General features: G+C 33.9%; 21 protein-coding genes. 10 read left to right on the forward strand and 11 right to left on the reverse strand.

Annotation, left to right across the window (positions count from 1 at the left end):
- Positions 1-72: 72 nt before the first annotated feature.
- On the reverse strand, positions 73-1,458 hold the full coding sequence (trhO, locus tag LNP27_RS04285; protein ID WP_229943283.1) for an oxygen-dependent tRNA uridine(34) hydroxylase TrhO: 1,386 nt from the start codon (positions 1,456-1,458) through the stop codon (positions 73-75).
- Between the two features lie 441 nt (positions 1,459-1,899).
- Between trhO and LNP27_RS04290 the strand changes: the two genes are divergently transcribed.
- The 9 genes from LNP27_RS04290 to LNP27_RS04330 all read left to right on the forward strand — a co-directional run bounded on the left by LNP27_RS04290 (position 1,900) and on the right by LNP27_RS04330 (position 15,136).
- A complete protein-coding gene (locus LNP27_RS04290) occupies positions 1,900-2,958 on the forward strand; it encodes a Gfo/Idh/MocA family oxidoreductase (protein WP_229943284.1) in 1,059 nt (352 codons plus the stop codon).
- A gap of 157 nt (positions 2,959-3,115) precedes the next feature.
- A complete protein-coding gene (locus tag LNP27_RS04295) occupies positions 3,116-4,327 on the forward strand; it encodes an MFS transporter (RefSeq protein ID WP_229943285.1) in 1,212 nt (403 codons plus the stop codon).
- Between the two features lie 503 nt (positions 4,328-4,830).
- Complete coding sequence (locus LNP27_RS04300; protein WP_229943286.1) at positions 4,831-7,668, forward strand: carboxypeptidase-like regulatory domain-containing protein; 2,838 nt, start codon at positions 4,831-4,833, stop codon at positions 7,666-7,668.
- Positions 7,669-7,678: 10 nt separating this feature from the next.
- Positions 7,679-9,034, forward strand: a complete 1,356-nt coding sequence (locus LNP27_RS04305; protein WP_229943287.1) for a DUF5689 domain-containing protein — start codon at positions 7,679-7,681, stop codon at positions 9,032-9,034.
- A 39-nt stretch (positions 9,035-9,073) separates the two neighbouring features.
- Positions 9,074-9,538, forward strand: coding sequence for an FKBP-type peptidyl-prolyl cis-trans isomerase (locus LNP27_RS04310; protein WP_229943288.1), 465 nt, complete (start codon positions 9,074-9,076; stop codon positions 9,536-9,538).
- Between the two features lie 251 nt (positions 9,539-9,789).
- Complete coding sequence (hflX, locus tag LNP27_RS04315) at positions 9,790-11,043, forward strand: GTPase HflX (RefSeq protein WP_229943289.1); 1,254 nt, start codon at positions 9,790-9,792, stop codon at positions 11,041-11,043.
- A gap of 866 nt (positions 11,044-11,909) precedes the next feature.
- A complete protein-coding gene (locus LNP27_RS04320) occupies positions 11,910-12,590 on the forward strand; it encodes a 2'-5' RNA ligase family protein (protein WP_229943291.1) in 681 nt (226 codons plus the stop codon).
- A 404-nt stretch (positions 12,591-12,994) separates the two neighbouring features.
- Positions 12,995-13,573: an MliC family protein gene (locus LNP27_RS04325; RefSeq protein WP_229943292.1), complete on the forward strand. Its 579-nt coding sequence runs from the start codon at positions 12,995-12,997 to the stop codon at positions 13,571-13,573.
- Between the two features lie 258 nt (positions 13,574-13,831).
- The gene (locus LNP27_RS04330) at positions 13,832-15,136 is read left to right on the forward strand and encodes a DUF819 family protein (protein ID WP_229943294.1); all 1,305 of its coding nucleotides are present in this window, start codon (positions 13,832-13,834) and stop codon (positions 15,134-15,136) included.
- A gap of 129 nt (positions 15,137-15,265) precedes the next feature.
- Here LNP27_RS04330 and LNP27_RS04335 read toward each other — a convergent pair whose 3' ends face one another.
- From LNP27_RS04335 to LNP27_RS04360, 6 genes are all read right to left on the reverse strand, one after another.
- On the reverse strand, positions 15,266-16,114 hold the full coding sequence (locus LNP27_RS04335) for a DUF3078 domain-containing protein (RefSeq protein WP_229943296.1): 849 nt from the start codon (positions 16,112-16,114) through the stop codon (positions 15,266-15,268).
- A 90-nt stretch (positions 16,115-16,204) separates the two neighbouring features.
- Complete coding sequence (locus LNP27_RS04340; protein WP_229943297.1) at positions 16,205-16,717, reverse strand: DUF2480 family protein; 513 nt, start codon at positions 16,715-16,717, stop codon at positions 16,205-16,207.
- A 67-nt stretch (positions 16,718-16,784) separates the two neighbouring features.
- A complete protein-coding gene (locus LNP27_RS04345) occupies positions 16,785-17,108 on the reverse strand; it encodes an SUF system Fe-S cluster assembly protein (protein ID WP_121924790.1) in 324 nt (107 codons plus the stop codon).
- Between the two features lie 52 nt (positions 17,109-17,160).
- Positions 17,161-17,580 (reverse strand): SufE family protein, encoded by a 420-nt coding sequence (locus LNP27_RS04350; protein ID WP_229943299.1) that lies wholly within the window; start codon positions 17,578-17,580, stop codon positions 17,161-17,163.
- Positions 17,581-17,598: 18 nt separating this feature from the next.
- On the reverse strand, positions 17,599-18,039 hold the full coding sequence (locus LNP27_RS04355; protein WP_229943300.1) for a hypothetical protein: 441 nt from the start codon (positions 18,037-18,039) through the stop codon (positions 17,599-17,601).
- Between the two features lie 10 nt (positions 18,040-18,049).
- Positions 18,050-19,264 carry an aminotransferase class V-fold PLP-dependent enzyme gene (locus LNP27_RS04360; protein WP_229943302.1) on the reverse strand — a complete coding sequence of 405 codons (1,215 nt, stop codon included), beginning with the start codon at positions 19,262-19,264 and terminating at the stop codon, positions 18,050-18,052.
- 164 nt (positions 19,265-19,428) lie between these two features.
- On the opposite strand from LNP27_RS04360, the gene LNP27_RS04365 reads away from it, so the two are divergent.
- On the forward strand, positions 19,429-20,775 hold the full coding sequence (locus LNP27_RS04365) for a serine hydrolase domain-containing protein (RefSeq protein WP_229943303.1): 1,347 nt from the start codon (positions 19,429-19,431) through the stop codon (positions 20,773-20,775).
- A gap of 203 nt (positions 20,776-20,978) precedes the next feature.
- Here LNP27_RS04365 and sufD read toward each other — a convergent pair whose 3' ends face one another.
- From sufD to LNP27_RS04385, 4 genes are read right to left on the reverse strand one after another with little or no spacing between them, the layout of a single operon-like run.
- Entirely contained in the window at positions 20,979-22,295 is a 1,317-nt protein-coding gene (gene sufD / locus LNP27_RS04370) for a Fe-S cluster assembly protein SufD (RefSeq protein WP_229943305.1), read from the reverse strand.
- A gap of 2 nt (positions 22,296-22,297) precedes the next feature.
- Positions 22,298-23,050 carry a Fe-S cluster assembly ATPase SufC gene (sufC, locus tag LNP27_RS04375; RefSeq protein WP_229943307.1) on the reverse strand — a complete coding sequence of 251 codons (753 nt, stop codon included), beginning with the start codon at positions 23,048-23,050 and terminating at the stop codon, positions 22,298-22,300.
- A gap of 31 nt (positions 23,051-23,081) precedes the next feature.
- Positions 23,082-24,530, reverse strand: coding sequence for a Fe-S cluster assembly protein SufB (sufB, locus tag LNP27_RS04380; protein WP_229943309.1), 1,449 nt, complete (start codon positions 24,528-24,530; stop codon positions 23,082-23,084).
- Positions 24,531-24,548: 18 nt separating this feature from the next.
- Positions 24,549-24,878 carry a HesB/IscA family protein gene (locus LNP27_RS04385; RefSeq protein ID WP_229943311.1) on the reverse strand — a complete coding sequence of 110 codons (330 nt, stop codon included), beginning with the start codon at positions 24,876-24,878 and terminating at the stop codon, positions 24,549-24,551.
- Between the last annotated feature and the right edge of the window lie 42 nt (positions 24,879-24,920).

Below are 24,920 nucleotides of genomic sequence, written 5' to 3' on the forward strand. Positions count from 1 at the left end.
TTTGGTATGAAGTGAGCCTTTGCTAAAGTTTAAAACCTTAGCAAAGGCGATGAGTGAATTTGTTTGAAAAAACTAGTCTAAAACTTTGTACAATTTATCAGACAAACGAATTCTAAAAGGCAATTTAAAAGTACAAGTGTCTCCCGAAGCAGCGATTGTAGCAGCTATGTCGTTCACGAACATTTCTTCAATGATTATTTGCTGTTCTCCCGTTGTGGTTCCTTTAATTAAGATTTTATCACCAATTTTGATTTCTCCTTCTTCAATTAAAAATTGAGCAACGCTTGGTTTTGGAAAAAAGTGAGTTCCTTTGCCAATATATTGTTTTTTAATTTTTGTTTCTTTTTTCAAAACAGTAGCCAATCTACGCGTTGTTTTTGTTGCTGCTAATTCTGTCAGATTTGGAACGGCTGCCAATGGATGTTGATTGTTTTTGAAAGTCAACACATCCGATTTTCCTTTTTTGAAAATCATATTGCCATTTTTAATTCCTCTTCGCACTGCTTTTTGTTCTTCTTCAGGTAAGTGGATAACGTCTACACAGGTCGCAGAACAACAGCCTTCCATAGCACTAGCACACTCTTCACATTGAATGAAAAGCAAATGACAACCTTCATTCGCGCAATTGGTATGTACATCACAAGGTTTGCCGCATTGATGACATTGCGATACAATATCGTCTGTGATTCTTTCGCCCAAGCGGTGATCAAACACAAAGTTTTTCCCGATGAACTTACTTTGTAAACCTTGCTCTTTTACTTGACGGGTATATTCAATAATTCCTCCCTCTAATTGGTACACGTTTTCAAAACCTTTGTGTTTAAAATACGCACTGGCTTTTTCGCAACGGATTCCCCCGGTACAATACATCAACAATTTTTTATCTTGTTTGTGTGCTGCTAATTGCTCTTCGATGATAGGTAAACTCTCGCGAAAAGTGTCTACATCTGGTTTTATGGCTTTGGTAAAATGACCGATTTCGCTCTCATAATGATTGCGCATATCAACCACAATAGTATTTGGATCTTCTAATAAATCATTGAATTCCTTCGCTTTTAGATGTATTCCGATATTGGTTACATCAAAAGTTTCATCTACTAAACCATCGGCAACAATTTTGTCACGAACTTTTACGGTTAGTTTCAAAAAGGAATGATCATCATGTTCTACGGCAATATTCAAACGAATTCCTTTCATAAAATCGTATGCTTCAATGGTGTCTTTGAACGCATAGAAATTATCAGCTGGTAACGAAAGTTGAGCATTTATCCCTTCATTTGCGACATAAATCCTGCCTAGAACGCCTAATGGATTCCACGCGAGAAATAAATCATTTCGAAATTGTGTTGGATTTTGAATTTGCGCATAAGCATAGAAAGACAACGTAAGTCGTTGTTTTCCGGCATCATCGATCATGATGGCTCTTTCTTCTGCGCTTAAGGTGTTATACAGTTGCATGCTATAAACAGTTTTAAGTTGAGAATTATTTTTGCAAAAGTAAATAAATTAAACGCAAAGTTCACTAATGGTTTAATTTTCTTGGAGCTATTTCCAGCTTTTCGCTATATCTCTTGTTTTCGCTAGCGCTACAACAAGAGGATGTCGCTGCACTCTGGGCTAGGGCATTTGTTGTAAAAATAATAACTGTACTTGATTGTTTTGCCACGAATGGACACAAATTTATTTGAATCTAAAAACCTAATTTACTAGTAATTATTGAGATTCGTGTAATTCTTGTCTACTATTAATTTCTCTTTAGTTTTTAGCTTTTCTATTTTAAAAAGCAATATTTATTCGATGGAAATACTTTTAGTAAAGTAAATTGTGCCAATTTTGTTGCTTCAAATTTTAGACCATTTGTATTTAACATTTTTCAAAATAAACTTCGATAATAATATCATGCAAAAAATAAAAACAGCGTTGCTTTCATACGGAATGTCCGGAAAAGTCTTTCATGCTCCGTTTCTATCAATTCATCAGGGTTTTGAAATTTCTGGTTCTTGGGAAAGAACTAAAAAATTAATAAATTACGATTTCCCTGAAGTAAAAAGTTATGCTAGAATAGAAGAGCTACTGGAAAGTGATGTTAATTTAGTTATTGTGAACACGCCTGTAGAAATCCATTACGAGTACGCTAAAAAAGTTTTGCTAGCAGGCAAACATGCGGTTGTCGAAAAAGCATTTACTACAACGGTTGCCCAAGCAAAAGAATTAGCGGCTTTAGCTGAAGAAAAAGGATTGAAATTGGCCGTTTTCCAAAACAGAAGATGGGACAGCGATTTTAAGACCGTGCAGAAAGTTATAACTGATGAGGTTCTTGGCGAAATTGTAGAAGCTGAATTCCATTTTGACAGATACAATCCGTTGTTGAGTCCAAAACAGCATAAAGAAAGTATTAATCCTGGATCGGGAATATTGAAAGATTTGGGTCCACATATCATAGATCAGGCGTTGTGTTTATTTGGTTTGCCACAATCCGTTTTTGCAGATATTCGCATAACTCGAGAACATTCCTTAGTGGATGATTATATTGATGTTTTACTGTATTATGCTACTTTTCGTGTCCGTTTAAAAGCGGGTTTTTTTGTCAGAGAAGCAAATCCGGCTTATATTATTCATGGAAAAAAAGGTTCCTTCGTAAAACATCGAGGCGATATTCAAGAAGATGAATTGAAATTAGGAAAAAAACCAAATCTAACTACTTGGGGAACTGAACCAATTGAAAAAGCAGGTTTATTGCACACGGAAATTAATGGTGAAATCGTAAAAAAAACGATTTCTACACTACAAGGGAATTATTATGACTTTTTTGAAGGTGTTTATAATTCGATTGTAAGTAATACTATAGAACCAGTAACAGCAAAAGACGGTATTCATGTAATGCAAATTATTGAAGCTGCGATTCAAAGTAGTGCCCAGAAAAAAGTTGTTGATTTGCTGCGTTCTCAACACGAATAAATTGGTGGAAATTTGCGCAATTTGGGTTGAGTTATCTTCATAGTTCTTTAATTTTTATAAACAATAACGTTGTATTTTTTTCAGGCTCTTTAGTTTTGATTCAATTGCCAATTGCTTGTTGTATTTTTGCAAAGTAAAATTTTAAAAGAAAAACGGTTTGATAGATTTAAACTTCTTAGGAAAGTCAAAAACAAAAGCAAAATTCAAAAAACAATATAGAGACATCAAGATTTCGTACTTAAACCGAATTCGTTGGGCAGTTTCTATGTTTTATTTTGGAATGGGTTTGTGTTTTGCGACCTGGGCAAGTAGAATTCCAGATATAAAAACAACTTTACAACTCAGCGAAGGAGATTTAGGAACAATCTTATTTGCGTTGCCACTAGGACAATTATTAATTATGCCGTTTTCAGGAAAATTAGTGAGTCGTTTTGGAAGCCACCGCATGTTAGTATTTTCGTTATTGTTTTACGTTTTTAGTATGACTAATCTGGGTTTGGCTACTAATGCTTGGCAATTATCAGCGGGATTATTTGTATTTGGAATTTTTGGGAACCTCTCTAATATTGCTGTAAATACTCAGGGCGTTTATACCGAAGTGCTTTTCAAAAAAACAATCATGTCCTCTTTTCACGGGATGTGGAGTTTTGCCGGATTCATGGGGGCTTTAGTAGGATTAGCAATGCTAGCCTTCGATTTAACACCGTACATTCACTTTCTCATCGTTGGTGGAGTTGTGTTTTTAATGATGGCTTTCAATTTTAAATTTTTAATAAAAGCCAAAGAAACTATCAAAGTCAAGAAGGCAAAAATGTTCTCAAAACCAGATAGCGCACTAATTTGGTTGGGAATAATAGGGTTTTGCAGCATGGCCAGCGAAGGGGTAATGTTTGACTGGAGTGGCGTTTATTTCAAAGATGTTATCAAAGCGCCAGGTCCATTAGTAATTTTAGGATACACTTCATTTATGATCATGATGGCTGGAGGTAGATTCCTTGGAGACGGTCTAATACGTAAATTTGGAAGAAAAAATGTGCTGAAGATCAGCGGAATAATGATTTCTACGGGGCTTTTTATAGCAGTATTTTTCCCGTTTATCATTCCTTCAACTCTTGCCTTTATGCTAGTTGGACTCGGAGTTTCAACGATTGTACCTACCGTTTATAGCCTTGCGGGGAAAAATCCAAATGTTTCTCCAAGTATAGCCTTGACTACAGTTTCGAGCGTCAGTTTTCTAGGTTTCTTAATGGGACCACCTATTATTGGTTACATAGCTGAATTATCCAACCTGCGATTTTCATTCGCATTCATCGGTATTTTTGGAGTTCTAATCGCATTTATGGTTTCTAAAATCGAAACAATAGAATAAAATTTTTGTTTTGGGAGCAGGAATTCTCTTTTTCAAAACACATTTTCTCCCGCTATTCGCTATATCCTTGTTGTCTTTTCTTCGTTCCTCGCAAGGACAACAAGGGATGTCACTATTATCGGGGCTCTACAGTCATTTTTTATTTTCTATAGATAACTTCATGAGAAGCTTACTTAAAATTAATTATTTTATTTACTGAAAATCAATATATTATAAATTATTTAACTACTTTTAATATTACAATTCTGTAAAGGAGTAGTTCGATTTTGTGCTGACTTATAAATACCACTTTTTTCAGCATGTAATTATTTAAAATATATACCACTTTTCCAAAATTCACTTTTTAATCATTTTAAAGTGCTTTTCCTTAGGGAAACGCTTTAATGTTTTTAGTTCAACCTATAAATAAATCTTTATGGGTTAAACTTTTTATTGGAAACAACTTAAAAAGGTTCTTTCCATTACTATTTTAATAAGTGTAACCCTCAGGATTATTTGAATATATGAAAAAATTTTACTTCACAATTTTCTTTATCGTTCAAACAGCAATTGTTACAGCACAAAACAACACCGGTTTTTTTGGTAAAATTATCGAACCCAAAACTCAAAAACCATTAGAATTTGTAGTTGTCAGTATTCAAAATACGACTTTGATGCAAATCACTAAAACTGATGGTCAATTTAGTTTTGATGATGTTCCTTCTGGAAATATATTGCTTCTTGTTCACAGTCAAGGATTCAAAGATGCTTTGTATCCTATAGATATTGAGCAAGGCCAAAGACTAGATTTAGGAACCATATCGCTGGAAGAGGACCAAACCTTAGAACAACAAAGTAGTATCATTACGCTTATAGAGAGCGATTTTAGTGATGAAAATAGCAGTTCCGAAAGTACTTCTGGACTATTACAATCCTCCAGAGATGCTTTTTTACAATCTGCCGCTTTCAATTGGGGACAAGCTCGTTTTAGAGTTCGAGGATTAGATAGCGAATATTCAACTATGATGATCAATGGTGTTTCTATGAATAAAATATATGACGGTAGGCCGCAATGGGGTGAATGGGGCGGATTGAATGACGCATTGCGCAATCAAGAATTTACGCTAGGAACTGCACCTTCTGATTATACTTTTGGAGGGATTTTGGGAACGCAACAAATCAATACACGAGCTTCTATTTACAGGCCCGGTTCCCGAATCACATTTTCAGGAACTAATACTAATTACAGTTGGCGCACCATGGCAACATATGCAAGTGGAATGAATGCTAATGGCTGGGCTTTTGTAGTTTCGGCAGGAAAACGCTGGGCACAAGAAGGTTATTTTGAAGGAACCAACTATGATGCAAATTCCTTTTTCATAAGTCTTGAAAAAAAATTGAGTCAGAATCAGTCGTTGAACTTAACTGGAATCTACACACCCAATTCAAGAGCTAAAAACTCTCCTAATACGGCAGAAGTTACTGAGTTGACTACTGTGAAATACAATTCTTATTGGGGTTTTCAAGACGGAAAAAAACGAAATGCTCGTATGAAAACTATCGAAATGCCTACAATTATGCTCAATCATTATTTTAAAATTAATGATAAAACGAACTTAAACTCAAGTGCGACTTATCAATTTGGGAAAATTACGAACAGCAATATCGATTATCAAAATGCGAATAGTCCTGATCCAACGTATTACAGAAAAATGTCTAGTTATTATAGTTCGTTATATGCAAAAGATAGCGGTGAATTCTCGGGAGCATTTATACCAGATTATGAAAATGCCGAGAAAAGTAAAATTTCGTTTTTAGCTAATTCTCAAATCGATTGGAATGCCATTTATAAGGCGAATCAAACTCCTGTTCTTGATTCGAATGGAATCATTTCGGGCTATGAGCCTAAAAAAAGCAAGTATGTTTTATATGAAGATCAAGTAGAAGATCAAACAGCTGCAATTAATACCAATTTGACTTCGCAACTGTCTGAAAATATATTTTTGAATGCAGGTGCATCGTTCAAAAAATTAAAATCACATTATTCTCAGCATTTACTAGACTTGCTGGGCGGTTTGTATTTTGATGATATTGATCCATTTTATAAAGGAAGACTATCTCAATCTGATCTTAATAATCCAGATCGACAAGTAGTTGTAGGCGATACTTATGGATACAACTACAATTATTTAGCTACTATAATAGAGGCATTTACCCAATTTAAATTCACGTACAATAAAGTTGATTTTTATCTAGGGCAACAGTTTTCGACTAGAGATTATCAGAGAGAGGGTTTGTACAGAAACGGAATTTATGAGAATAATTCTTTTGGAAAAAGTGAGAAAGTAACCTTTGAAAACTTTGGCTTCAAAGCTGGATTAAATTTAAAAATTTCGGGGAAACAGTTGGTTACCTTTAATGCGGCACATTTGACTAAAGCGCCATCATTGCGCAACACTTTTCCTAATTCTAGACTCAATAATTTAATAATAGATGGACTTGAAAGTGAAAACATCAATAGTATAGATCTTAGTTATGTCTATCGATCACCTAAACTGAAAGGCAGATTGACAACTTACTATTCGCTAATAAAAAATGTAACTCAAATTTCGTTTTTTTATGCGGAAGGAATTTTTGATGATGGAGCAGGATATTTGAATACAGATGCTTTTGTAAGCCAAACATTAACGAAGCTAAATAAGAAGAATATTGGAGCAGAATTAAGTTTGGAATACCAATTAAGTTCCACTTTCAAAACTACTTTTTCAGGAGCTTTTGGTGACTATACTTATGCTAGTAATCCACAAGTCTCCTTGACAAATGATGCCAAAGCCTCTGTAGAAAATACTAATCCAGTTTTTGATTTTGGAGCAGCTGCATTAAAGAATTATAAACAAGCGGGAATGCCGCAACGTGCTTATTCAGTGGGTTTAGAATATAGAGATCCTAGTTATTGGTGGATTAGTGCAAATATTAATTATCTCACTAATAATTATATTGATGTTTCAGCAATTTCCAGAACTAAAATATTCTATAAAAATCCAGCTTCTGGATTCAATTTTCCAGAAGCAACAGAGGAAAGAGCAGCTGAGTTGTTAAAACAAGAAAAGTTTGATCCTTTAATGCTTTTAAATCTCGTGGGTGGGAAATCGTGGCGAATTCACGGAAAGAACTTTGGTGTGTTTGCGAGTGTCAATAATGTACTCGATGTTACTTATAAAACGGGTGGTTACGAACAAGCTCGAAATGCCAATTTTAGAAAAATGAATCAAGATTTTTCCAGTGGTACACCCTCATTTGGGAATAAATATTTCTACGGATACGGAAGAACCTATTTTGTGAATCTATATATCAATTTATAAATTAAAAAATATGAAAGCAACATTTCACAAACCCTATTTATTTTTGCTGTTGTTATTTATAATCAATAGTTGTGTAACGGATAATATAAGTGCTCCAAAACTTATATGTACCCAAACGGATTTGGTCGTAAATAAGAGCGTGAGTGATGTTCGCGCTAATGCAAATGCTGTTATAGCACAATATAAATACGATGATATCATTGAAGCGTATGTAGTTTCGAGTGATGAAGCAGGTAATTTTTTCAAAACGATTTCTTTTCAAACTTTGGCAACAGCCACAACACCAGCAATAGGTTTTAGCGTTCCTGTAGATGCTACGAACTTGTATATTGATTATCGGCCAGGCAATAAAGTATATATAAAACTGAAAAACCAGTATACTGATATTTCGTTTGGAGGAATGCGTATTGGGAGTATTTTTGTAAATGCGTACAATGATGGTGGAGTGGGTCGACTTTCGCAAAATGAGTATAAAAATGTTTTGAATGCCTCTTGTACCAATGTAAAAGAAGAAGAACTTGTGAAGATGGTTTCAATGACCGATTTACTAAATGATTCTTATTTAAATACCTTGGTTGAATTATCCGATGTTCAGTTTGCAACAGCAGCGGTGGGTCGTCATTATTTTGAAGAATCGAATAATGTAGGTGGCGCTACTAATTGGGGTTTGATGGATAAATCAGGGAATCAAGTTTATTTTAGAACAAGTAGTTTTGCAAATTTTGCTACTAGCATAGTTCCTAATGGTAGTGGAAAAGTTAGAGGAATTTTAACAAAGTATGGAAATGATTATCAATTATTAGCACGCTCGGAGAAAGATGTAGTCATGACAGGAAATAGATCGGTTGCTTTTTTCTCACAAGATTTTGAAACCGTTGTGGATAAATCTAATTTGAGTCTTCCAGGTTGGGCTAATATTGTTCAAAATGGTTCTCTTTTTTGGAAAGGTGGTGTTTATTCTGGCAATGGTTTTGCTGAATTTAGTATTTCAGGAACAAAAGTAGTTTCAAATATAGCTTGGTTAATTTCGCCAAAAATAGATATGGATGTTTACACTAAAGAAATCTTGACTTTTAGAACTGCGCAACATCATTTGGACGTTGACTCGCCATTAAATTCACTTGAAGTCTATGTTTCCACAAATTTTGATGGATTGAATGTAACTAAAGCAACATGGATTCCATTAGTGACTAATTTGCCGAAGCAAGCTACACCTTGGCGTCAATTTATAGGAAGTGGCGCAGTAGATTTATCTTCGTATAAAGGCAAAATAAACATTGCTTTTAAATATACAGGATCTGGTAAGAACTTAGCGCTGGATGGTGCTTTTCAGGTTGATGACGTACAAGTTTTTGGTGAAAAGTAATTTTGCTATATTTGCGCAATCATAAAATTAAAAGTCATCATGAAATCTACATTATTAGCACTTGTTTCTTCACTCTTTGTTTCTTGCTTTCCAGATTTGAAGTCTGATATTGAAACGCAACCAGTTGATTATACAGTTCAAAATGAAAAGGAAATTGTGGATTATATTGCCAAAAATAATTTGAATGCTCAAAAAAGCGATACAGGTTTGTATTATGTAGTTACTGAGCCGGGTACTGGAAAACAGCCTACTGTAAACTCTTGTGTAACAGTAGCTTACAAAGGGTGTTTTACAAATGGTAAAATTTTTGATCAAAATGCTTCAGGTATTTCGGGGGATTTATATAAATTTATAAAAGGATGGACAGAAGGAATTCAATATTTTAAAGAAGGTGGAAGTGGAGTGCTTTTAGTACCAGCTCATCTTGGTTACGGTAATGGTGTTTCTGGAATACCAGGCGGTTCAGTCCTTGCGTTTGATGTTAAATTAATTGCTGTCAAATAATAAATTAAGTTTACGGTTAGTACTTAACGGAAACATTAAAGGACAAAGAGATTGCCATTATGTGCAGTCTCTTTGTCGTTTTAGCTATTTGTTAGTTGAAACTGTTTTATGAAAATTTGGTTCATTCATGTCCAAATTAAAAGTTAGTTTGCTGTTAGATAATCCTATTATTAAAAGCTTGTGATATTTTTATAAACCCATAACTACATAAGTCCCTTACAAATGATTAAATTTGTAGCTTATTCAAAAATATGTTAGAAAAAGAAGTACTAAATTTCGAAAAAACGGCTATAGTTGGTATTGTAACTCAAAATCAAAGCGAAGAGAAACTAAATGAGTATCTTGACGAATTAGAGTTTTTGACCTTTACTGCTGGAGGCCAAGTGGTAAAACGTTTTTCTCAAAAAATGGAACGCCCTAATCCTAAGACTTTTGTAGGTACTGGAAAAATTGAAGAGATTCATCTTTTTGTAAAAGAAAATGATATTTCTACTTTGATATTTGATGATGAATTATCGCCATCCCAGCAAAAAAATATATCTAAAATTATTACGGAATGTAAAATCCTGGATAGAACGCACCTGATCCTGGATATTTTTGCACAACGTGCTGAAACTTCCTATGCAAGAACCCAAGTAGAACTGGCGCAATGCATCTATATGTTGCCTCGATTATCCGGACTTTGGACACACTTAGAGCGTCAAAAAGGGGGAATTGGGATGCGTGGACCTGGGGAAACGGAGATTGAAACCGACAGACGTATTGTTCGTGACCGAATCGCTTTATTGAAAGATAAAATTAAGGCAATCGACAAACAAATGGGAACGCAACGGGGCAATCGTGGTTCTATGGTGCGTGTCGCTTTGGTTGGATACACCAATGTTGGGAAATCAACTTTGATGAACGCCGTTGGTAAAAGTGACGTTTTTGTAGAGAACAAACTTTTTGCCACCTTAGACACTACCGTTCGTAAAGTAGTCATCAAAAACCTGCCTTTCTTACTTTCTGATACTGTTGGATTCATTAGAAAGTTGCCTACTATGCTAGTAGATTCTTTCAAAAGTACGCTGGATGAAGTTCGCGAAGCCGATTTGTTATTGCACGTAGTTGATATTTCGCATCCGGAATTTGAAGATCATATCGCATCGGTAAACCAAACCTTGTTGGACATCAAAGCCAATGACAAACCGGTAATTATGGTTTTCAACAAAATCGATGCATACAAGCATTTGACCATTGACGAAGATGATTTGATGACCGAAAAAACTACCAGACATTACACGCTGGAAGAATGGAAATCGACTTGGATGAGTAGAGTAGGAGTACAAAATGCCTTGTTTATCTCGGCAACTAATAAAGAAAATTTCGAGGAATTCAGAGAACGCGTTTACGAAGCCGTACGGCACATTCACATTACCCGTTTTCCGTACAATAAGTTTTTATATCCAGATTATAAAGACGCTGTTGAGAAAGAAGATAAAGAAGCGGAAGAAGAAACCGAGTAATTTCCCAAAGCTATATTCCACACCAATCCCTTTTGAAATTTCAAGAGGGATTTTTTTTGGGCGTGCCCGAGCTTCCTCTGTGTTACAGCTTTGTCAGGCTGTACGCTGCAAACAAAGTTGACTGAACTCCTATAAAAATTACTGCTAGGTGAAGTAATCTCCCGAAGAAAAATCAGGAGGATTCTCGTTCCCGATCGCGCAGTAATCCCACAATAGTTGGGCAGTTTTGCAAACTGTGCCCAAAAAAGTGAGCAAACAATACAAATAACACAAAAAATATCATCTCTAAGAAAGCCATAAAACACGCCTTAGCCGATGTAAGGTTGATTTTTGAAGCAAACAACATATGGCGAATTTTCAACCTAATTGACCATAATATATTAAAACAGTGTCTAATAATACTGATTATGTATTTTGGGACCCTAAAAGCGATTTTTAAAGCTTTTTATGCATCGTTTTATTTTTATAACAACAAAGCGACTTTTGTAAAAAGAATTTCAAGTGCCTTTTACATCACATATATTGATTTAATGATTAACCATTTAGTTTTCGGTTATAGATTTTTAGACGTACTGGTTTTAGCGGAAAGCTGCGTGTAAAATCCTGTAAAAAGATTAAACTATTTAAGGTAATTTGTAAATTTTAAAAAATAACTGTTTATTGTCGTTTTATAAAATAATAATTGTTGGCAACGAAATTTAATATATTCATGTCCCAATAGTTGCAAGCAAGTGACTAGTTCTTTACGGAAATATTTTATCTTGTGGAAAGTTTTCGGTTCGCATTAATTGGAAAAGCAATTTAGTGTATGAACATTAGTCGACATAATTAAAAAAAGTCTAAATCACTAAAAAAATCTGCGTTACATGAATCTTGAAAATCATTATAAAAAACTGTATCACGAGTCGATAAATAAAATTTCTTCTGACAATTATCACATTGATACTTTAATTGATTCTAAAAACGATAGAAGGTTTGGATTAACACTTATAATAAGACCTTCAAATGAAATAAAAAAGAAGATTCAGAACTTTCTCAAGAATTTTAAAGAAATAGAGCCGAATCAATATTATTATCCAAATTCTGATATTCACATTACAGTAATGTCGATCATTTCTTGCTACAGTGATTTTGATATGTCAAAAATAGATGTTCAAAAATATATTGATTTGACTGAAAAATGTCTTTTAAAAGGAATAGACTTAAATATTACTTTTAAAGGAATCACAGCTTCACCTTCTGGAGTTATGGTACAAGGATTTATGAATAATAACGAGCTAAATGACATTAGAAATAGGTTGAGAAAAGAATTTAAAAATTCTAATGTAGAGCAAAGTTTAGACAAAAGGTATTTGATACAAACAGCGCATTCAACAATTATTCGATTTAGAAAAGAATTGAGTCAGAAAGAAAAATTTTTGGAACTTTTGGATAACAGTATTAATTATGATTTTGGAACTTTTAAAGTAAATAAATTTGAGCTTGTTTATAATGATTGGTATCAAAGAGAACAGTATGTAAAAAAAATACATGAATTTGTTGTGTGAAATAACGCGTGCTAAATGCTAAGATTTCTTTTCGCGCACAGTATGAAACATGAAATTTGCGTTGATCGGAACTTATTGAAAGTCAGGAGACACTATCGAATTATTGTAAAATTAATTGAGGAGTATTTAGAGGATTTAGTCTCCTCTTTTTTTTTAAAGTAGTTTTTCAGCTGGTTTTAATGTTTTTTTTGACAATTATAGCAAATTTTCAACCCGTACACAAACACTGCATCAATAAAGGAAAACTGCAATTTCAAAATTTAAAAAAAGGATCGTTAAATCCATCGGAATTAATCAATAGAAAGTGCACTAATTGTATATCCGGGAACATAATGGTCTGATTTTTGGTACAAACAGTAATAGTGTATAAACTAGATAAATTTAAACAATAATTAAACAAAAAAATGACAAAGAAATTTTTGACAATCGCAATGCTAACAGCCTTATTTTTGAATTCTTGTAAAGAAGCACCAAAGCAAGAAAACACAGAAACGCCAACTACTGAATCAGTTGAAAAAGCTGCTGATGACATTGTGGTTCTTTCGTCAACTGATAAAGACGGGAAGAAATTAGAAATGTCCTTTAACAATACCAAAGGAACTGCAACGCTCCATTTTATTGGAGAAACGATTGAATTGCTAGATCAAAAACCGGCATCAGGAATTTGGTATAAAAACGATAATTTCGAATTGACAGGAAAGGGAAACGACATAGATTTGAAAAAAGACGGAAAAGTAGTTTTTACACATAAAGACGATATTGTAAAAACAGTGCTAAAAAATAAGGAAGGACAAACGCTGGATATGACTTACAATAACACAACAAATAGTGTAAAAGTGTATTTAGATGGCGGTGAAGAGCTTGAGTTAGCCGGTCAAAAGCCAGCTTCTGGAATTTGGTACAAAAACGACCATTATGAATTACGAGGAAAAGGAGAAAACCTTGAATTAACCAAAGACGGGAAAACGGTATTTAAGAATTAAAACTTTAATGATTATAAAATAATAGGACTGTCCGCATTATGAGCTAATTATTTTTTTGCCACGAATTCACAAATTTTTTTAATTAAAATTTCTAAAGCTTTTGTTTTGGGAGGTTTTAACTAGCTCGATTAGTGAATTCGTGGCTATTTTTTAGTATTGGTACAAGTAAAGCGTAATCACGTAAAATAGTTACTAGTATTTTCTCCGAAATTGTAGTCCTGACAAAAATTATCTTATTTTGCGGGCAAATTGAAAAATATGATAAACCCACCTTTTATTACAGACGACACTATAGTTTTTGGATTATTAATGCTGTTGTTAGCTTTTGTTTTTTACACTTCAGCGATAAAGGATGGTTTTTGGAAAAAGTTCTATATCGTTTTTCCATCGTTGTTGATGTGTTATTTACTTCCTTCTATTTTTAGTTCGTTAAATATTATTTCACCAGAATGGAGCGAAGTGGCTGAAAACGGCGAAACTATTAATAAAAAATCATCTATTTATTTTATAGCCAGTAGGTATTTGCTCCCAGCAGCTTTGGTTTTAATGACGCTTAGTATCGATTTGAAAGCAATGTTCAAATTAGGTCCTAAAGCATTGATAATGTTTTTTACCGGAACAGTCGGTGTTATTATTGGGGCGCCAATAGCTGTTTTGATCATGTCAATTTTTTCTCCGGAAACAGTTGGTGGAGCTGGTTTTGATGCCGTTTGGCGTGGTCTTTCAACCATTGCGGGAAGTTGGATTGGTGGAGGTGCTAATCAAGCTGCTATGCTTGAAGTATTCAAATTCAATCAGGAAAAATACGGAGCCATGGTTTTAGTTGATATTGTAGTTGCTAATATTTGGATGGCTTTTCTATTATTTGGTATCGGAAAAAAAGAAAAAATAGACAAATGGTTAAAAGCTGATAATCGTTCTATTGAAGAACTAAAAGAGAAGGTTACAGCTTATGCTGATAATGTAACTAGAAACCCAAGTTTAACGGATTTGATGGTTATTTTAGGAGTTGCTTTTACAGCAGTGGGCCTTTCCCATTGGGGAAGTAATTCTATCTCCGACTTTTTAAAGGCTAATTTCGAGATTGTCAATGATCCCACTAGTTTTGCATCTACTTTTGGAGATCGATTCTTTTGGATGGTTACGATTGCAACCGTGTTAGGAATTCTATTCTCTTTCACTAAATTAAAGCAGTATGAAGGCGCAGGAGCTAGCAAGATAGGAAGTGTATTTATCTATATTTTGGTGGCTTCAATAGGAATGAAAATGGATTTAGGCTCGGTGATGAGTAATCCTGGATTATTAGTGGTAGGGTTAATTTGGATGGCAATACACGTACTACTTCTTGTTATTGTTGCAAAAATAATTAAAGCACCATTTTTCTTCTTAGCTGTTGGAAGTAAAGCAAATATTGGCGGAGCAGCTTCGGCACCAATTGTCGCTTCTGCTTTTCATCCTTCACTAGCTAGCGTAGGTGTTCTTTTGGCTGTTTTTGGCTATGTTATAGGAACTTATGGAGCTTTGATAGCTGCTTTTTTAATGGAAATTGCTGCTCCAAAATAGGTGATTCAATTCAATTCAAATTATGGAAAACTTAACTTTTAAATAGTAATGTTTGACTATAGCTTAAATCAAAAATCCCTTTTGAAATCATTATTCAAAAGGGATTTTTTGCATGAATATTGTTTTAAGCTAAAAACCGTAATTAACTCCTAAGCCAAAAACTTCTCTTGTTTGAAATGCTTTTATTGAGTTATCGTCATAAATAGTTTGGAAGGCTAAATTCGCAGATAAGTATTTGTTTATTTTCATGATTACATTCATTTGGTAATCAATATCAACGTTTTGCGGATTGTCTAAATAATCTGAATATAAATTCAATCTGTTTTCAACAGAAACATTTGTCATTATGTTGAGTTTATAATATCCTGTAATACTGGCACCAAATTCAAAACGAGAAGAATCGCCTTGAAGTACACCAAAAGAAGGTTCGAATTCAGTAAAATGAGGGTGAACCACAATTAATTTTGCGGCAGCAGGTGAAAAATTTACACTTAAGTTGTCATTTTTCTTCCATAAAAAACCAGGCCCAAATTGGAAATAAGCAGGAGAGAAGAAATGGGAAATTTTTAAGTCATTCTTGTCTGAACCAGTATCCATTTGAGTTTTGAAATTAAAATACATGGAATAGTACCATTGCCCATTTAATTTTTTCCCCCAAAGTGAATTTAGCTCTATTCTATCGTCAGTTTTTGCAGTTTTTGCATCGCCTTTTATTTTACTTAAACCGTACGCAAGGATAAATTTGTTGTCCCAAACCACATCACCGTTTTTATAGTTGAAGTCGTAGTTTACGCCTAGATTCCCTGCAATATTTGAAGTTCCACCGCCTAACCATTGCTTATTATAAGACGATTGGTTAAAAAGTAATGAGATATTTCCTTTTTTAGTCCACAATTTTGTGGTGTCTACTGCCGTTTCTTGCGCGCTAAGAGCAACAATGCTAAAAAGAAAGAGTAAAGTAATGGCTGTTTTTCTCATAAAAAAGTATTTTAAAAGTTTTGTCAAAAATAATTAATTTTAACTTTTCAATTCAAGATAAATCGGTCAGATCCTACTATTATATTAAAATTAAGCTTTCGAACTCGCTTTGTACAATGGAACAGCTGAACATGCTTCTCCATACATAATGCTTCTAGCAAAAGGATGCAAGTATTGTGCGGCTAATACGTATGCTCGCATTGGAACTGGCTTTCTAGAACATCCTTTTATAATTATAGGCTTGTTTGAATAAACTGAATAATCTATTTTAGAAAGTAACTCTTCATATAGCGAAGATTCTAAATCTTCAATGCTTCCGTCGATTATTTTTTTAGCAAATGGTGCTAATTGAATTGCCACAAGTATAGAAGCCCAAGCAGGTACGATTGCATTTGTACTGCAATTAATCGCGACATATTGATCTTGATATTGTGACCAATTATGATTTTTAAGCTGCTCTCTAAAGTCTTTTTCTTTTAATAAAAAGCCTTCTAATAACCACTGTGAAATATCTATTTGGGCTCGAATCCCTTCTGGATAATAGTCTTCAAGATCAAAAACTTCCAAAACACTGTTAGCTACTTTATTTACAATTTCTTCCATTTTGAAAAGTTTAAAAGGTTTAAAGTTTAAAGTTGCTGAAACTTAAACTTTAAACCTTGAACAAATTTTACAACATTCCCAATTCTAGTTTGGCTTCTTCACTCATTAAATCTTTACTCCATGGTGGATCAAATGTAATTTCTACTTCCGCATCTTTTACGTTTTCAATTGATCTTACTTTTTCTTCCACTTCTCTAGGCAAACTTTCTGCTACAGGACAGTTAGGAGAAGTAAGTGTCATTAGTATTTTTACTTCGTAATCAGTATTTACCATTACGTCATATATCAATCCTAATTCATAAATGTCAACAGGAATTTCAGGATCGTAAATTGTTTTTAACATTTTCACTATTGATTCGCCTAATTCAGTTGTGTCTATTTCTTGTTCCATTTTATTTAATTTTTGGCCATCTAACTGGCGTGATTTAATCTACTTTCTCTGTTTAGTTCTGGGTATTGAATGCCAAAGCATACATTTTAATATTTTTTATCATCGAAACCAATCCATTGGCGCGAGTAGGTGATAAATGCTCTTTTAAGCCTATTTGATCAATAAAATCCATATCAGCATTAAGAATGTCAGTAGCGCTTTGATTGGAGAATGTACGAATTAATATTGCTATAATTCCTTTAGTCAATATCGCATCGCTGTCAGCTGTAAAAACAATTTTATCATCATTTTGCTCGCCTTGTAACCATACTTTAGACTGGCAACCTTTTATCAAATTATTGTCTGTTTTGAATTCTTCTTGTATCAAAGGAAGTTTTTTTCCAAGTTCAATGATGTATTCGTAACGCTCCATCCAGTCATCAAACATCGAAAATTCATCAACGATTTCTTCTTGTATTTCTTTAATTTTCATAGTAAGCTGAATTTATTTTCAGTATTGTTCTTTTTTAGCAAATGTGTTTATTTTATCTACTAATTTCTTAATTTCTTTTGGAGGGAAACCATGATCAAAACTAGTCGTTTCATAGCTTTTGTCCTTATAGGTAATTTTTAAATTAGCAATAGCAGCTCCATCATAAAAACGTTTTTCTGTTGGCGCTTTTAAATCCTTTAAAGTTTCTAACTTCAGTTCTTTAAAATCATTAATTAACGCTGCCCAATCTGCATCACTTATTTTCGTGCTAATAGCTTTGTCATTGTTATTTCTATCTTTCGAAACTGAAACCAGCTGGTCTTTAATCGTTATATTTTGATAAAAACCTCTAGTATTTGCTGTGTATTCAATTACCGTATTTTGCATATCCTGAGCTGTTGCGTTATCACAACCTTTCCCAAGTATAATGGTGAGAAATAATAGAGAAAGTAGTTTCATAAGTTTATTTTTAAGAAAGCATCATTTGCGCTTTTTTCACCGCTTCTACCATTAAATCAATTTCTTCTTTGGTATTATAAAAGGCAAATGAAGCCCTTATCGTTCCGGGAATAGTAAAGAAATTCATGATAGGTTGCGCACAGTGATGTCCGGTTCTTACGGCTATTCCTAATTTGTCAATTATCGTACCAATGTCATACGGATGAATCTCTTCAATATTGAATGAAATTACAGAGGTTTTCTCTTTGGCTGTGCCAAAAATTTTCAGTCCTTCAATTTCTAATAATCGTTTGGTTCCGTATTCAAGCAATTCTAATTCTTGTTTTTGAATGTTGTCAAACCCAACGGAATTCATATAATCAACCGCTGTTCCTAGAACAATTCCACCAGCTATGTTTGGTGTTCCAGCTTCAAATTTATGGGGCAGTTCAGCATAAGTAGTTTTCTCGAAAGTTACTTCTTTAATCATTTCGCCACCACCTTGATAGGGTGGTAATTTATTTAACCAAGCTTCTTTGCCATATAAAATCCCTGTTCCTGTAGGTCCACACATTTTATGTCCAGAGAAAACATAGAAATCACAATCTAATTGTTGAACATCAGGTTTTAAATGCGGAACTGCTTGAGCACCGTCAATTAAAACAGCAGCTCCATATTTATGTGCTTCGTCAATCATGTATTTAATAGGATTGACAGTTCCTAAAGCATTCGAAATATGATTTACGGTTACAATTTTCGTTTTATCTGAAAGTAATTTGTCATATTCTGACATAATTAATTCACCACTTTCATTCATTGGAATTACTCTTAAAACTGCACCAGTTTTCTCGCATAGCATTTGCCAAGGCACAATGTTACTATGGTGCTCCAATGCGGAAACTAAAACTTCATCACCGGCTTTTAATAACGAAGCAAATCCATTAGTGACTAAATTAATTCCATGCGTAGTTCCCGAAGTAAAAAGCACTTCATGTGAGAATTCTGCATTGATATGATTTTGAATTTTAACACGTGAAATCTCGTAGGCGTCTGTTGCTAACTGACTTAATGTATGAACACCACGATGAATATTAGCGTTAATTTCCTGATAATATTTTGATATGGCATCAATAACCACTTGTGGTTTCTGCGAAGTAGCACCATTGTCAAAATAAACTAATGGTTTACCGTTTACCTTTTGAGAAAGAATAGGGAAATCTGCTCTAATTTTATTTATATCTAGCATAATTATTTAGAAAAGTTCTAAATACAAAAGTAATGAAAAACCAAACCGTTTGAGCCATGAATTGATTAATTTTTATGATTGTTTCTTATGCATTCATAGAAATATTTTATTGAATTTAGGATAAATTATTTTATTAAATTGCAATACATTAATTCTTTAGAAAAATGAAAAAAATCTTTAAATTCGTCGGTGTTGCCCTTATTATTGCTATTTTATATGTAGGATTTACTACTTATCCTAAACTGGATTTAATTTCTGGCTTTTCAGCCAAAAGTGTTGCTTCAGCTCATTTTATAGATGGTCGTTCTCAAGAAATGATTGAAAATGGAGACAATGATATCGATATGATTGATTTGGCCACGAACAAAATAAACGATGCTGAAAAATTTGCCACTGCTTCCGTTTATGGATTAAAAGAAAGAAAAGCCATTTACCGTGAAGGTCTAGGAGCCACTTTAATCACAGATGATTTTGATGTTAGTAAACCATATTTGGTTCCAAAAAGAACAAAGCTTAACAATAACTTACCTTTTCCATATGGAAATTTAGAACCAAAAGACACTGTTTTTAGCAATGTTGACTATTCCAAATTGAATACAGCGGTCGCGAATGCATTCGATAAAAAAGGTGAAATTAATAAAAGGACGCGTTCCGTTTTAGTAATCTATAAAAACAAAATTATTGCTGAAAAATACGACACTGGATTTACTAAAGAAAGTAAAATTCTGGGTTGGTCAATGACAAAAAGTATTACGGCAACTATGTTTGGAATTCTTCAAAAACAAGGGAAATATGATATTTATAAACCAGCGCCTATATTGGAATGGCAAAACGACGAGCGAAAAATAATTACGACAAATGATTTGTTGCACATGAATTCCGGTCTAGAATGGGTAGAAAATTACAGTACGATTTGCGATGCTACTAATATGCTTTTTCAAGAAAAAGACATGTCACAATCGCAAATAGTAAAACCAGCTGCTTTTACACCCAATACGCATTGGAATTATTCTTCGGGAACTACCAATTTGTTATCTGGAATATTGAGAAAACAGTTTAAAACCCAACAAGAATATCTTGATTTTTGGTACGCTGCACTAATTGATAGAATAGGAATGAACTCGATGGTCATTGAAACGGATATGACTGGAAATTTTGTGGGTTCGTCTTATGGATGGGCTACAACAAGAGATTGGGCTAAGTTTGGCTTGTTGTATTTACACAAAGGAAACTGGAATGGCGATCAAATCTTTGATGAAAGTTGGGCTAAATATGTTGCTACTCCTACAAATGGTTCAAAAGGTGATTATGGGGGGCATTTTTGGCTAAATGCTGGAGGAAGATATCCAGATGCCCCAAGAGATATATATTCTGCGAATGGATTTCAAGGACAGAAAGTATTTATTATTCCATCGCTTGATTTAGTGATTGTGCGAATGGGATTAACTGAAGATGCAAAATTTGATGTTAATGGAATGTTGAAAGGGATAATAGGGAGTTTTAAGAAATAGCTTTTAACCGCAAAGTGTAAAAATAACTGAAAGATTCACAGAGCTTTGGTTGTTTTAGCCCCGATAGAAATGAAAATCCTATTTGAGGTCTTTATCGAAAAAAGATTGAAATGGATAGCGGGAATAGCTACAGAAATATAAAATTAAAAGGGCGCAAAGCTATTTAAAAACTTTGCGCCCTTTGTGTATTTAATAGAATAAAACTATAAATCAAATCCCATTTTAACGCCTAGTTTAGTAGCGATGATTTTGGTAATTCTTTGTTTTAATTCTGGTATTTTAATGTTTTCGATAACTGCATTCGAGAATGCATACATCAATAATGCTTTAGCTTCTTTCTTAGGAATTCCGCGTTGTTGCATATAGAATAAAGCCGTTTCGTCTAATTGGCCAACCGTACAACCGTGAGAACATTTTACATCATCTGCAAAAATCTCTAATTGTGGTTTAGCATTAATAGTTGCTTTGTCACTCAATAATATGTTGTTGCTTTTTTGGAAAGCATTCGTTTTTTGAGCTTCTTTTTCAACATAGACTTTTCCGTTGAAAACCCCTGTTGAACTACCTGCGTAAATTCCTTTATAATCTTGGAAACTTTCACAGTTTGGCGTAGCATGATTCACTAGCGTATAATGATCAACATGTTGCTTTTCGCCAATAATTGTGATACCGTTCAAAGTGCTTGTCAATCTTTCGCCAAAGTGATAGAAATTCAAGTTATTACGTGTCAGATTCCCGCCAAAAGAGAAAGTATGTACATAAACATGACTTTCTTGCTGCTGTGAAACGAAAGTATTATCAATTAGGTTTGCTTCTAGCGTATCATTTTGAATTTTGTAATAGTCAACAATGGCACGTTTTTCAGCAAAAATTTCTGTAACAGAATTGGTTAACACTGGATTTTCGTTTAAACTTTGGTGACGCTCTATAATTTGAACATGCGAATTCTCGCCCACAATCACTAAATTTCTAGGTTGAACCAAAAGCGCTGCTTCATTTCCTGTAGAGAAATACATGATTTCGATAGGTTTTGGCGCTACTTTACTTTTTGGAATATTGATATACGCTCCTTCATTGGCGAATGCCGTATTTAATGAAGTCAAGCTATCGTCTTTATTTGCAATTTGATTGAAATATTTATCAATAACCATTTTGTATTTTGGTTTGTTCAATGCCGAAGCCATCAAGCAAACATCAATTCCTTCATGAGTTGTTGACGATAAATGAGAACTGAAAACACCATCAATAAACACTACTTTGTAAGTATCAACTTCGTTTAAAAAGTATTTACTGACTTGGTTGAATTCAATAGAATTTTCATGTTTTGGAAAAACAGTAAAGTCATTTTTTAAGATGGCATTTAGTGATGTGTATTTCCAAGCTTCTTCTTTTTTGGATGGGAATCCTTTATCTTCAAAGTTTTTTATGGCAGCAGTTCGCACATCGTGAAGTTCTGAGTGAACATCGATACGCTCTTCAAAAGCCATAAAAGACGATAGTAATTTTTCTTTTAAATCCATTTTTATGCTTCTTGTTCTTGTTTGATCCAATCGTATCCTTTTTCTTCTAATTCTAGTGCTAAACTAGCATCACCAGATTTTACAATTTTTCCGTCCATTAGAACGTGAACAAAATCAGGAACGATATAATCTAATAATCTTTGGTAGTGCGTAATTACAACTACAGCGTTTTTATCACTTTTTAACTTGTTAACACCATTTGCAACGATACGCAAGGCATCAATGTCAAGTCCAGAATCAGTTTCGTCAAGAATAGCTAATTTGGGTTCTAGCATTGCCATTTGGAAAATTTCGTTACGCTTTTTCTCTCCACCTGAGAAACCTTCGTTAAGAGAACGAGACAAGAATTTCCTGTCGATTTCTAATAATTCTGATTTTTCGCGAATTACCTTTAGCATTTGGTTTGCTGGCATTTCTTCCAGTCCTTGTGCTTTACGAGTTTCGTTAATAGCCGTTCTCATGAAGTTCGTTACCGAAACTCCTGGAATTTCTACTGGATATTGAAAAGAAAGAAAAACACCTTTATGTGCTCTCTCTTCTGGAGCCAAATCAGCAAGATCTTCTCCGTCTAATGAAATTTCTCCTCCTGTTACTTCGTAGTTTTCGTTTCCAGCAATAATAGATGCTAAAGTACTTTTACCAGCACCGTTTGGTCCCATTATCGCATGAACTTCTCCTGCTTTTACTTCTAGATTAATTCCTTTTAATATTTCTTTGTCGCCAATTGTGGCATGTAAATTTTTTATTGATAACATTTTCGAATGTATTTTATACTTGATTTATTTTCTATCCTACTGAACCTTCTAAACTAATCTCTAGTAATTTTTGAGCTTCTACAGCAAATTCCATTGGTAACTTATTTAGAACATCTTTACTGAAACCATTTACGATTAAAGCAATAGCTTTCTCAGTTGGAATTCCACGTTGGTTACAATAGAAAACTTGGTCTTCACCAATTTTTGAAGTTGTAGCCTCATGTTCTATTTTAGCCGTTGGATTTTTAGTTTCAATATACGGAAATGTATGCGCACCGCAATTATTGCCCATTAGCAACGAGTCGCATTGTGAAAAGTTCCTCGCGTTATCCGCATTGGGTCCAATTTTCACTAATCCACGGTAGCTATTTTGTGATTTACCTGCAGAAATACCTTTAGAAATAATAGTCGATTTAGTGTTTTTACCTAAATGGATCATTTTTGTTCCTGTATCCGCTTGTTGGAAATTATTAGTAACAGCAATCGAATAAAATTCTCCTACTGAATTGTCTCCTTTTAAGATTACCGATGGATATTTCCAGGTAACTGCAGAACCAGTTTCTACTTGTGTCCAAGAAATTTTTGCGTTTTTCTCGCAGATTCCTCTTTTAGTTACAAAATTGAAAACCCCACCTTTTCCTTCTTTGTTTCCAGGGAACCAGTTTTGAACGGTTGAGTATTTTATTTCAGCATCTTCCATTGCGATTAATTCTACAACAGCAGCGTGTAATTGATTTTCGTCACGACTTGGAGCCGTACAACCTTCAAGGTAACTTACATAGCTTCCTTCGTCAGCAATTAAAAGAGTTCTTTCAAATTGCCCTGTTCCAGCTTGATTGATTCTAAAATAAGTCGAAAGTTCCATTGGACAACGAACTCCTTTTGGAATATAACAGAAAGATCCATCAGAGAAAACAGCTGAATTTAGCGCCGCGTAAAAGTTGTCTTTTTGCGGTACAACTGTTCCTAAATATTTACGAACTAATTCTGGATGTTCTTTGATAGCCTCAGAAATACTCATAAAGATAATTCCTTTCTCGCCTAATGTTTTCTTGAATGTTGTTGCTACAGAAACTGAATCGACAACAATATCCATCGCTACATTATTCATCATTTTTTGCTCATCAACTGAGATACCTAACTTTTTATACATTTCTAAAAGTTCAGGATCTACATCGTCTAATGTTTTATTAGGGTCAATAGCTTTTGGAGCTGAATAATAAGAAATAGCCTGAAAATCAGGTTTGGTATAATGCACATTAGCCCATTCTGGTTCAATCATTAACTCCCAAGCACGAAAAGCCTCCAGACGCCAATCAGTCATCCATTGAGGTTCTCCTTTTTTTTGTGATATAGCACGAACAATATCTTCATTTAAACCAATAGGGAAGGTTTCTGATTCTATATCAGTGTAAAATCCGTACTCGTATTCTTTAGTTTCGAGTTCGATTTTTAAATCGTCTTCGGTATATTTTGACATATCTTTTTGTTTAATATTTTACAAAGAGAAACTCTCTCCGCAACCACAAGTTCTATTGGCATTTGGATTGTTGAAAACAAATCCTTTTCCATTTATTCCTCCTGAAAATTCTAGTATTGTTCCGGCTAAGTATAGAAAAGATTTTTTTTCTACAGCAATTGTTATGTCGTTGTCAATGAAAATTTTATCATCTTCATTTTTAGTCTTATCAAATTTTAAATCATAAGACAATCCAGAACATCCGCCGCTTTTAACACCAACTCTTACATAGTCTGTTGCAGCATCAAAACCATCATCTTTCATTAGATCGATGATTTTTTTTCTTGCAGTGTCAGAAACTTTAATCATAAGTTCGTTTTTATTTGTTTAAAAGTTATTAATTGAGTTAAA

Origin of the sequence: Flavobacterium galactosidilyticum (assembly GCF_020911945.1) — a bacterium.
Lineage (GTDB): Bacteria > Bacteroidota > Bacteroidia > Flavobacteriales > Flavobacteriaceae > Flavobacterium > Flavobacterium galactosidilyticum.

Bases quoted from the DNA above. Each gene is read 5' to 3' on its own strand.
- LNP27_RS04345 (WP_121924790.1), bottom strand. From the start codon at position 17,108: ATGGAACAAGAAATAGACACAACTGAATTAGGCGAATCAATAGTGAAA.
- LNP27_RS04305 (WP_229943287.1), top strand. From the start codon at position 7,679: ATGAAAGCAACATTTCACAAACCCTATTTATTTTTGCTGTTGTTATTT.
- hflX (WP_229943289.1), top strand. From the start codon at position 9,790: ATGTTAGAAAAAGAAGTACTAAATTTCGAAAAAACGGCTATAGTTGGT.
- LNP27_RS04350 (WP_229943299.1), bottom strand. From the start codon at position 17,580: ATGAAAATTAAAGAAATACAAGAAGAAATCGTTGATGAATTTTCGATG.
- LNP27_RS04310 (WP_229943288.1), top strand. From the start codon at position 9,074: ATGAAATCTACATTATTAGCACTTGTTTCTTCACTCTTTGTTTCTTGC.
- LNP27_RS04320 (WP_229943291.1), top strand. From the start codon at position 11,910: ATGAATCTTGAAAATCATTATAAAAAACTGTATCACGAGTCGATAAAT.
- LNP27_RS04300 (WP_229943286.1), top strand. From the start codon at position 4,831: ATGAAAAAATTTTACTTCACAATTTTCTTTATCGTTCAAACAGCAATT.
- LNP27_RS04365 (WP_229943303.1), top strand. From the start codon at position 19,429: ATGAAAAAAATCTTTAAATTCGTCGGTGTTGCCCTTATTATTGCTATT.
- LNP27_RS04385 (WP_229943311.1), bottom strand. From the start codon at position 24,878: ATGATTAAAGTTTCTGACACTGCAAGAAAAAAAATCATCGATCTAATG.
- LNP27_RS04290 (WP_229943284.1), top strand. From the start codon at position 1,900: ATGCAAAAAATAAAAACAGCGTTGCTTTCATACGGAATGTCCGGAAAA.
- LNP27_RS04330 (WP_229943294.1), top strand. From the start codon at position 13,832: ATGATAAACCCACCTTTTATTACAGACGACACTATAGTTTTTGGATTA.
- LNP27_RS04360 (WP_229943302.1), bottom strand. From the start codon at position 19,264: ATGCTAGATATAAATAAAATTAGAGCAGATTTCCCTATTCTTTCTCAA.
- sufC (WP_229943307.1), bottom strand. From the start codon at position 23,050: ATGTTATCAATAAAAAATTTACATGCCACAATTGGCGACAAAGAAATA.
- LNP27_RS04335 (WP_229943296.1), bottom strand. From the start codon at position 16,114: ATGAGAAAAACAGCCATTACTTTACTCTTTCTTTTTAGCATTGTTGCT.
- sufD (WP_229943305.1), bottom strand. From the start codon at position 22,295: ATGGATTTAAAAGAAAAATTACTATCGTCTTTTATGGCTTTTGAAGAG.
- LNP27_RS04325 (WP_229943292.1), top strand. From the start codon at position 12,995: ATGACAAAGAAATTTTTGACAATCGCAATGCTAACAGCCTTATTTTTG.
- sufB (WP_229943309.1), bottom strand. From the start codon at position 24,530: ATGTCAAAATATACCGAAGACGATTTAAAAATCGAACTCGAAACTAAA.
- LNP27_RS04355 (WP_229943300.1), bottom strand. From the start codon at position 18,039: ATGAAACTACTTTCTCTATTATTTCTCACCATTATACTTGGGAAAGGT.
- LNP27_RS04340 (WP_229943297.1), bottom strand. From the start codon at position 16,717: ATGGAAGAAATTGTAAATAAAGTAGCTAACAGTGTTTTGGAAGTTTTT.
- trhO (WP_229943283.1), bottom strand. From the start codon at position 1,458: ATGCAACTGTATAACACCTTAAGCGCAGAAGAAAGAGCCATCATGATC.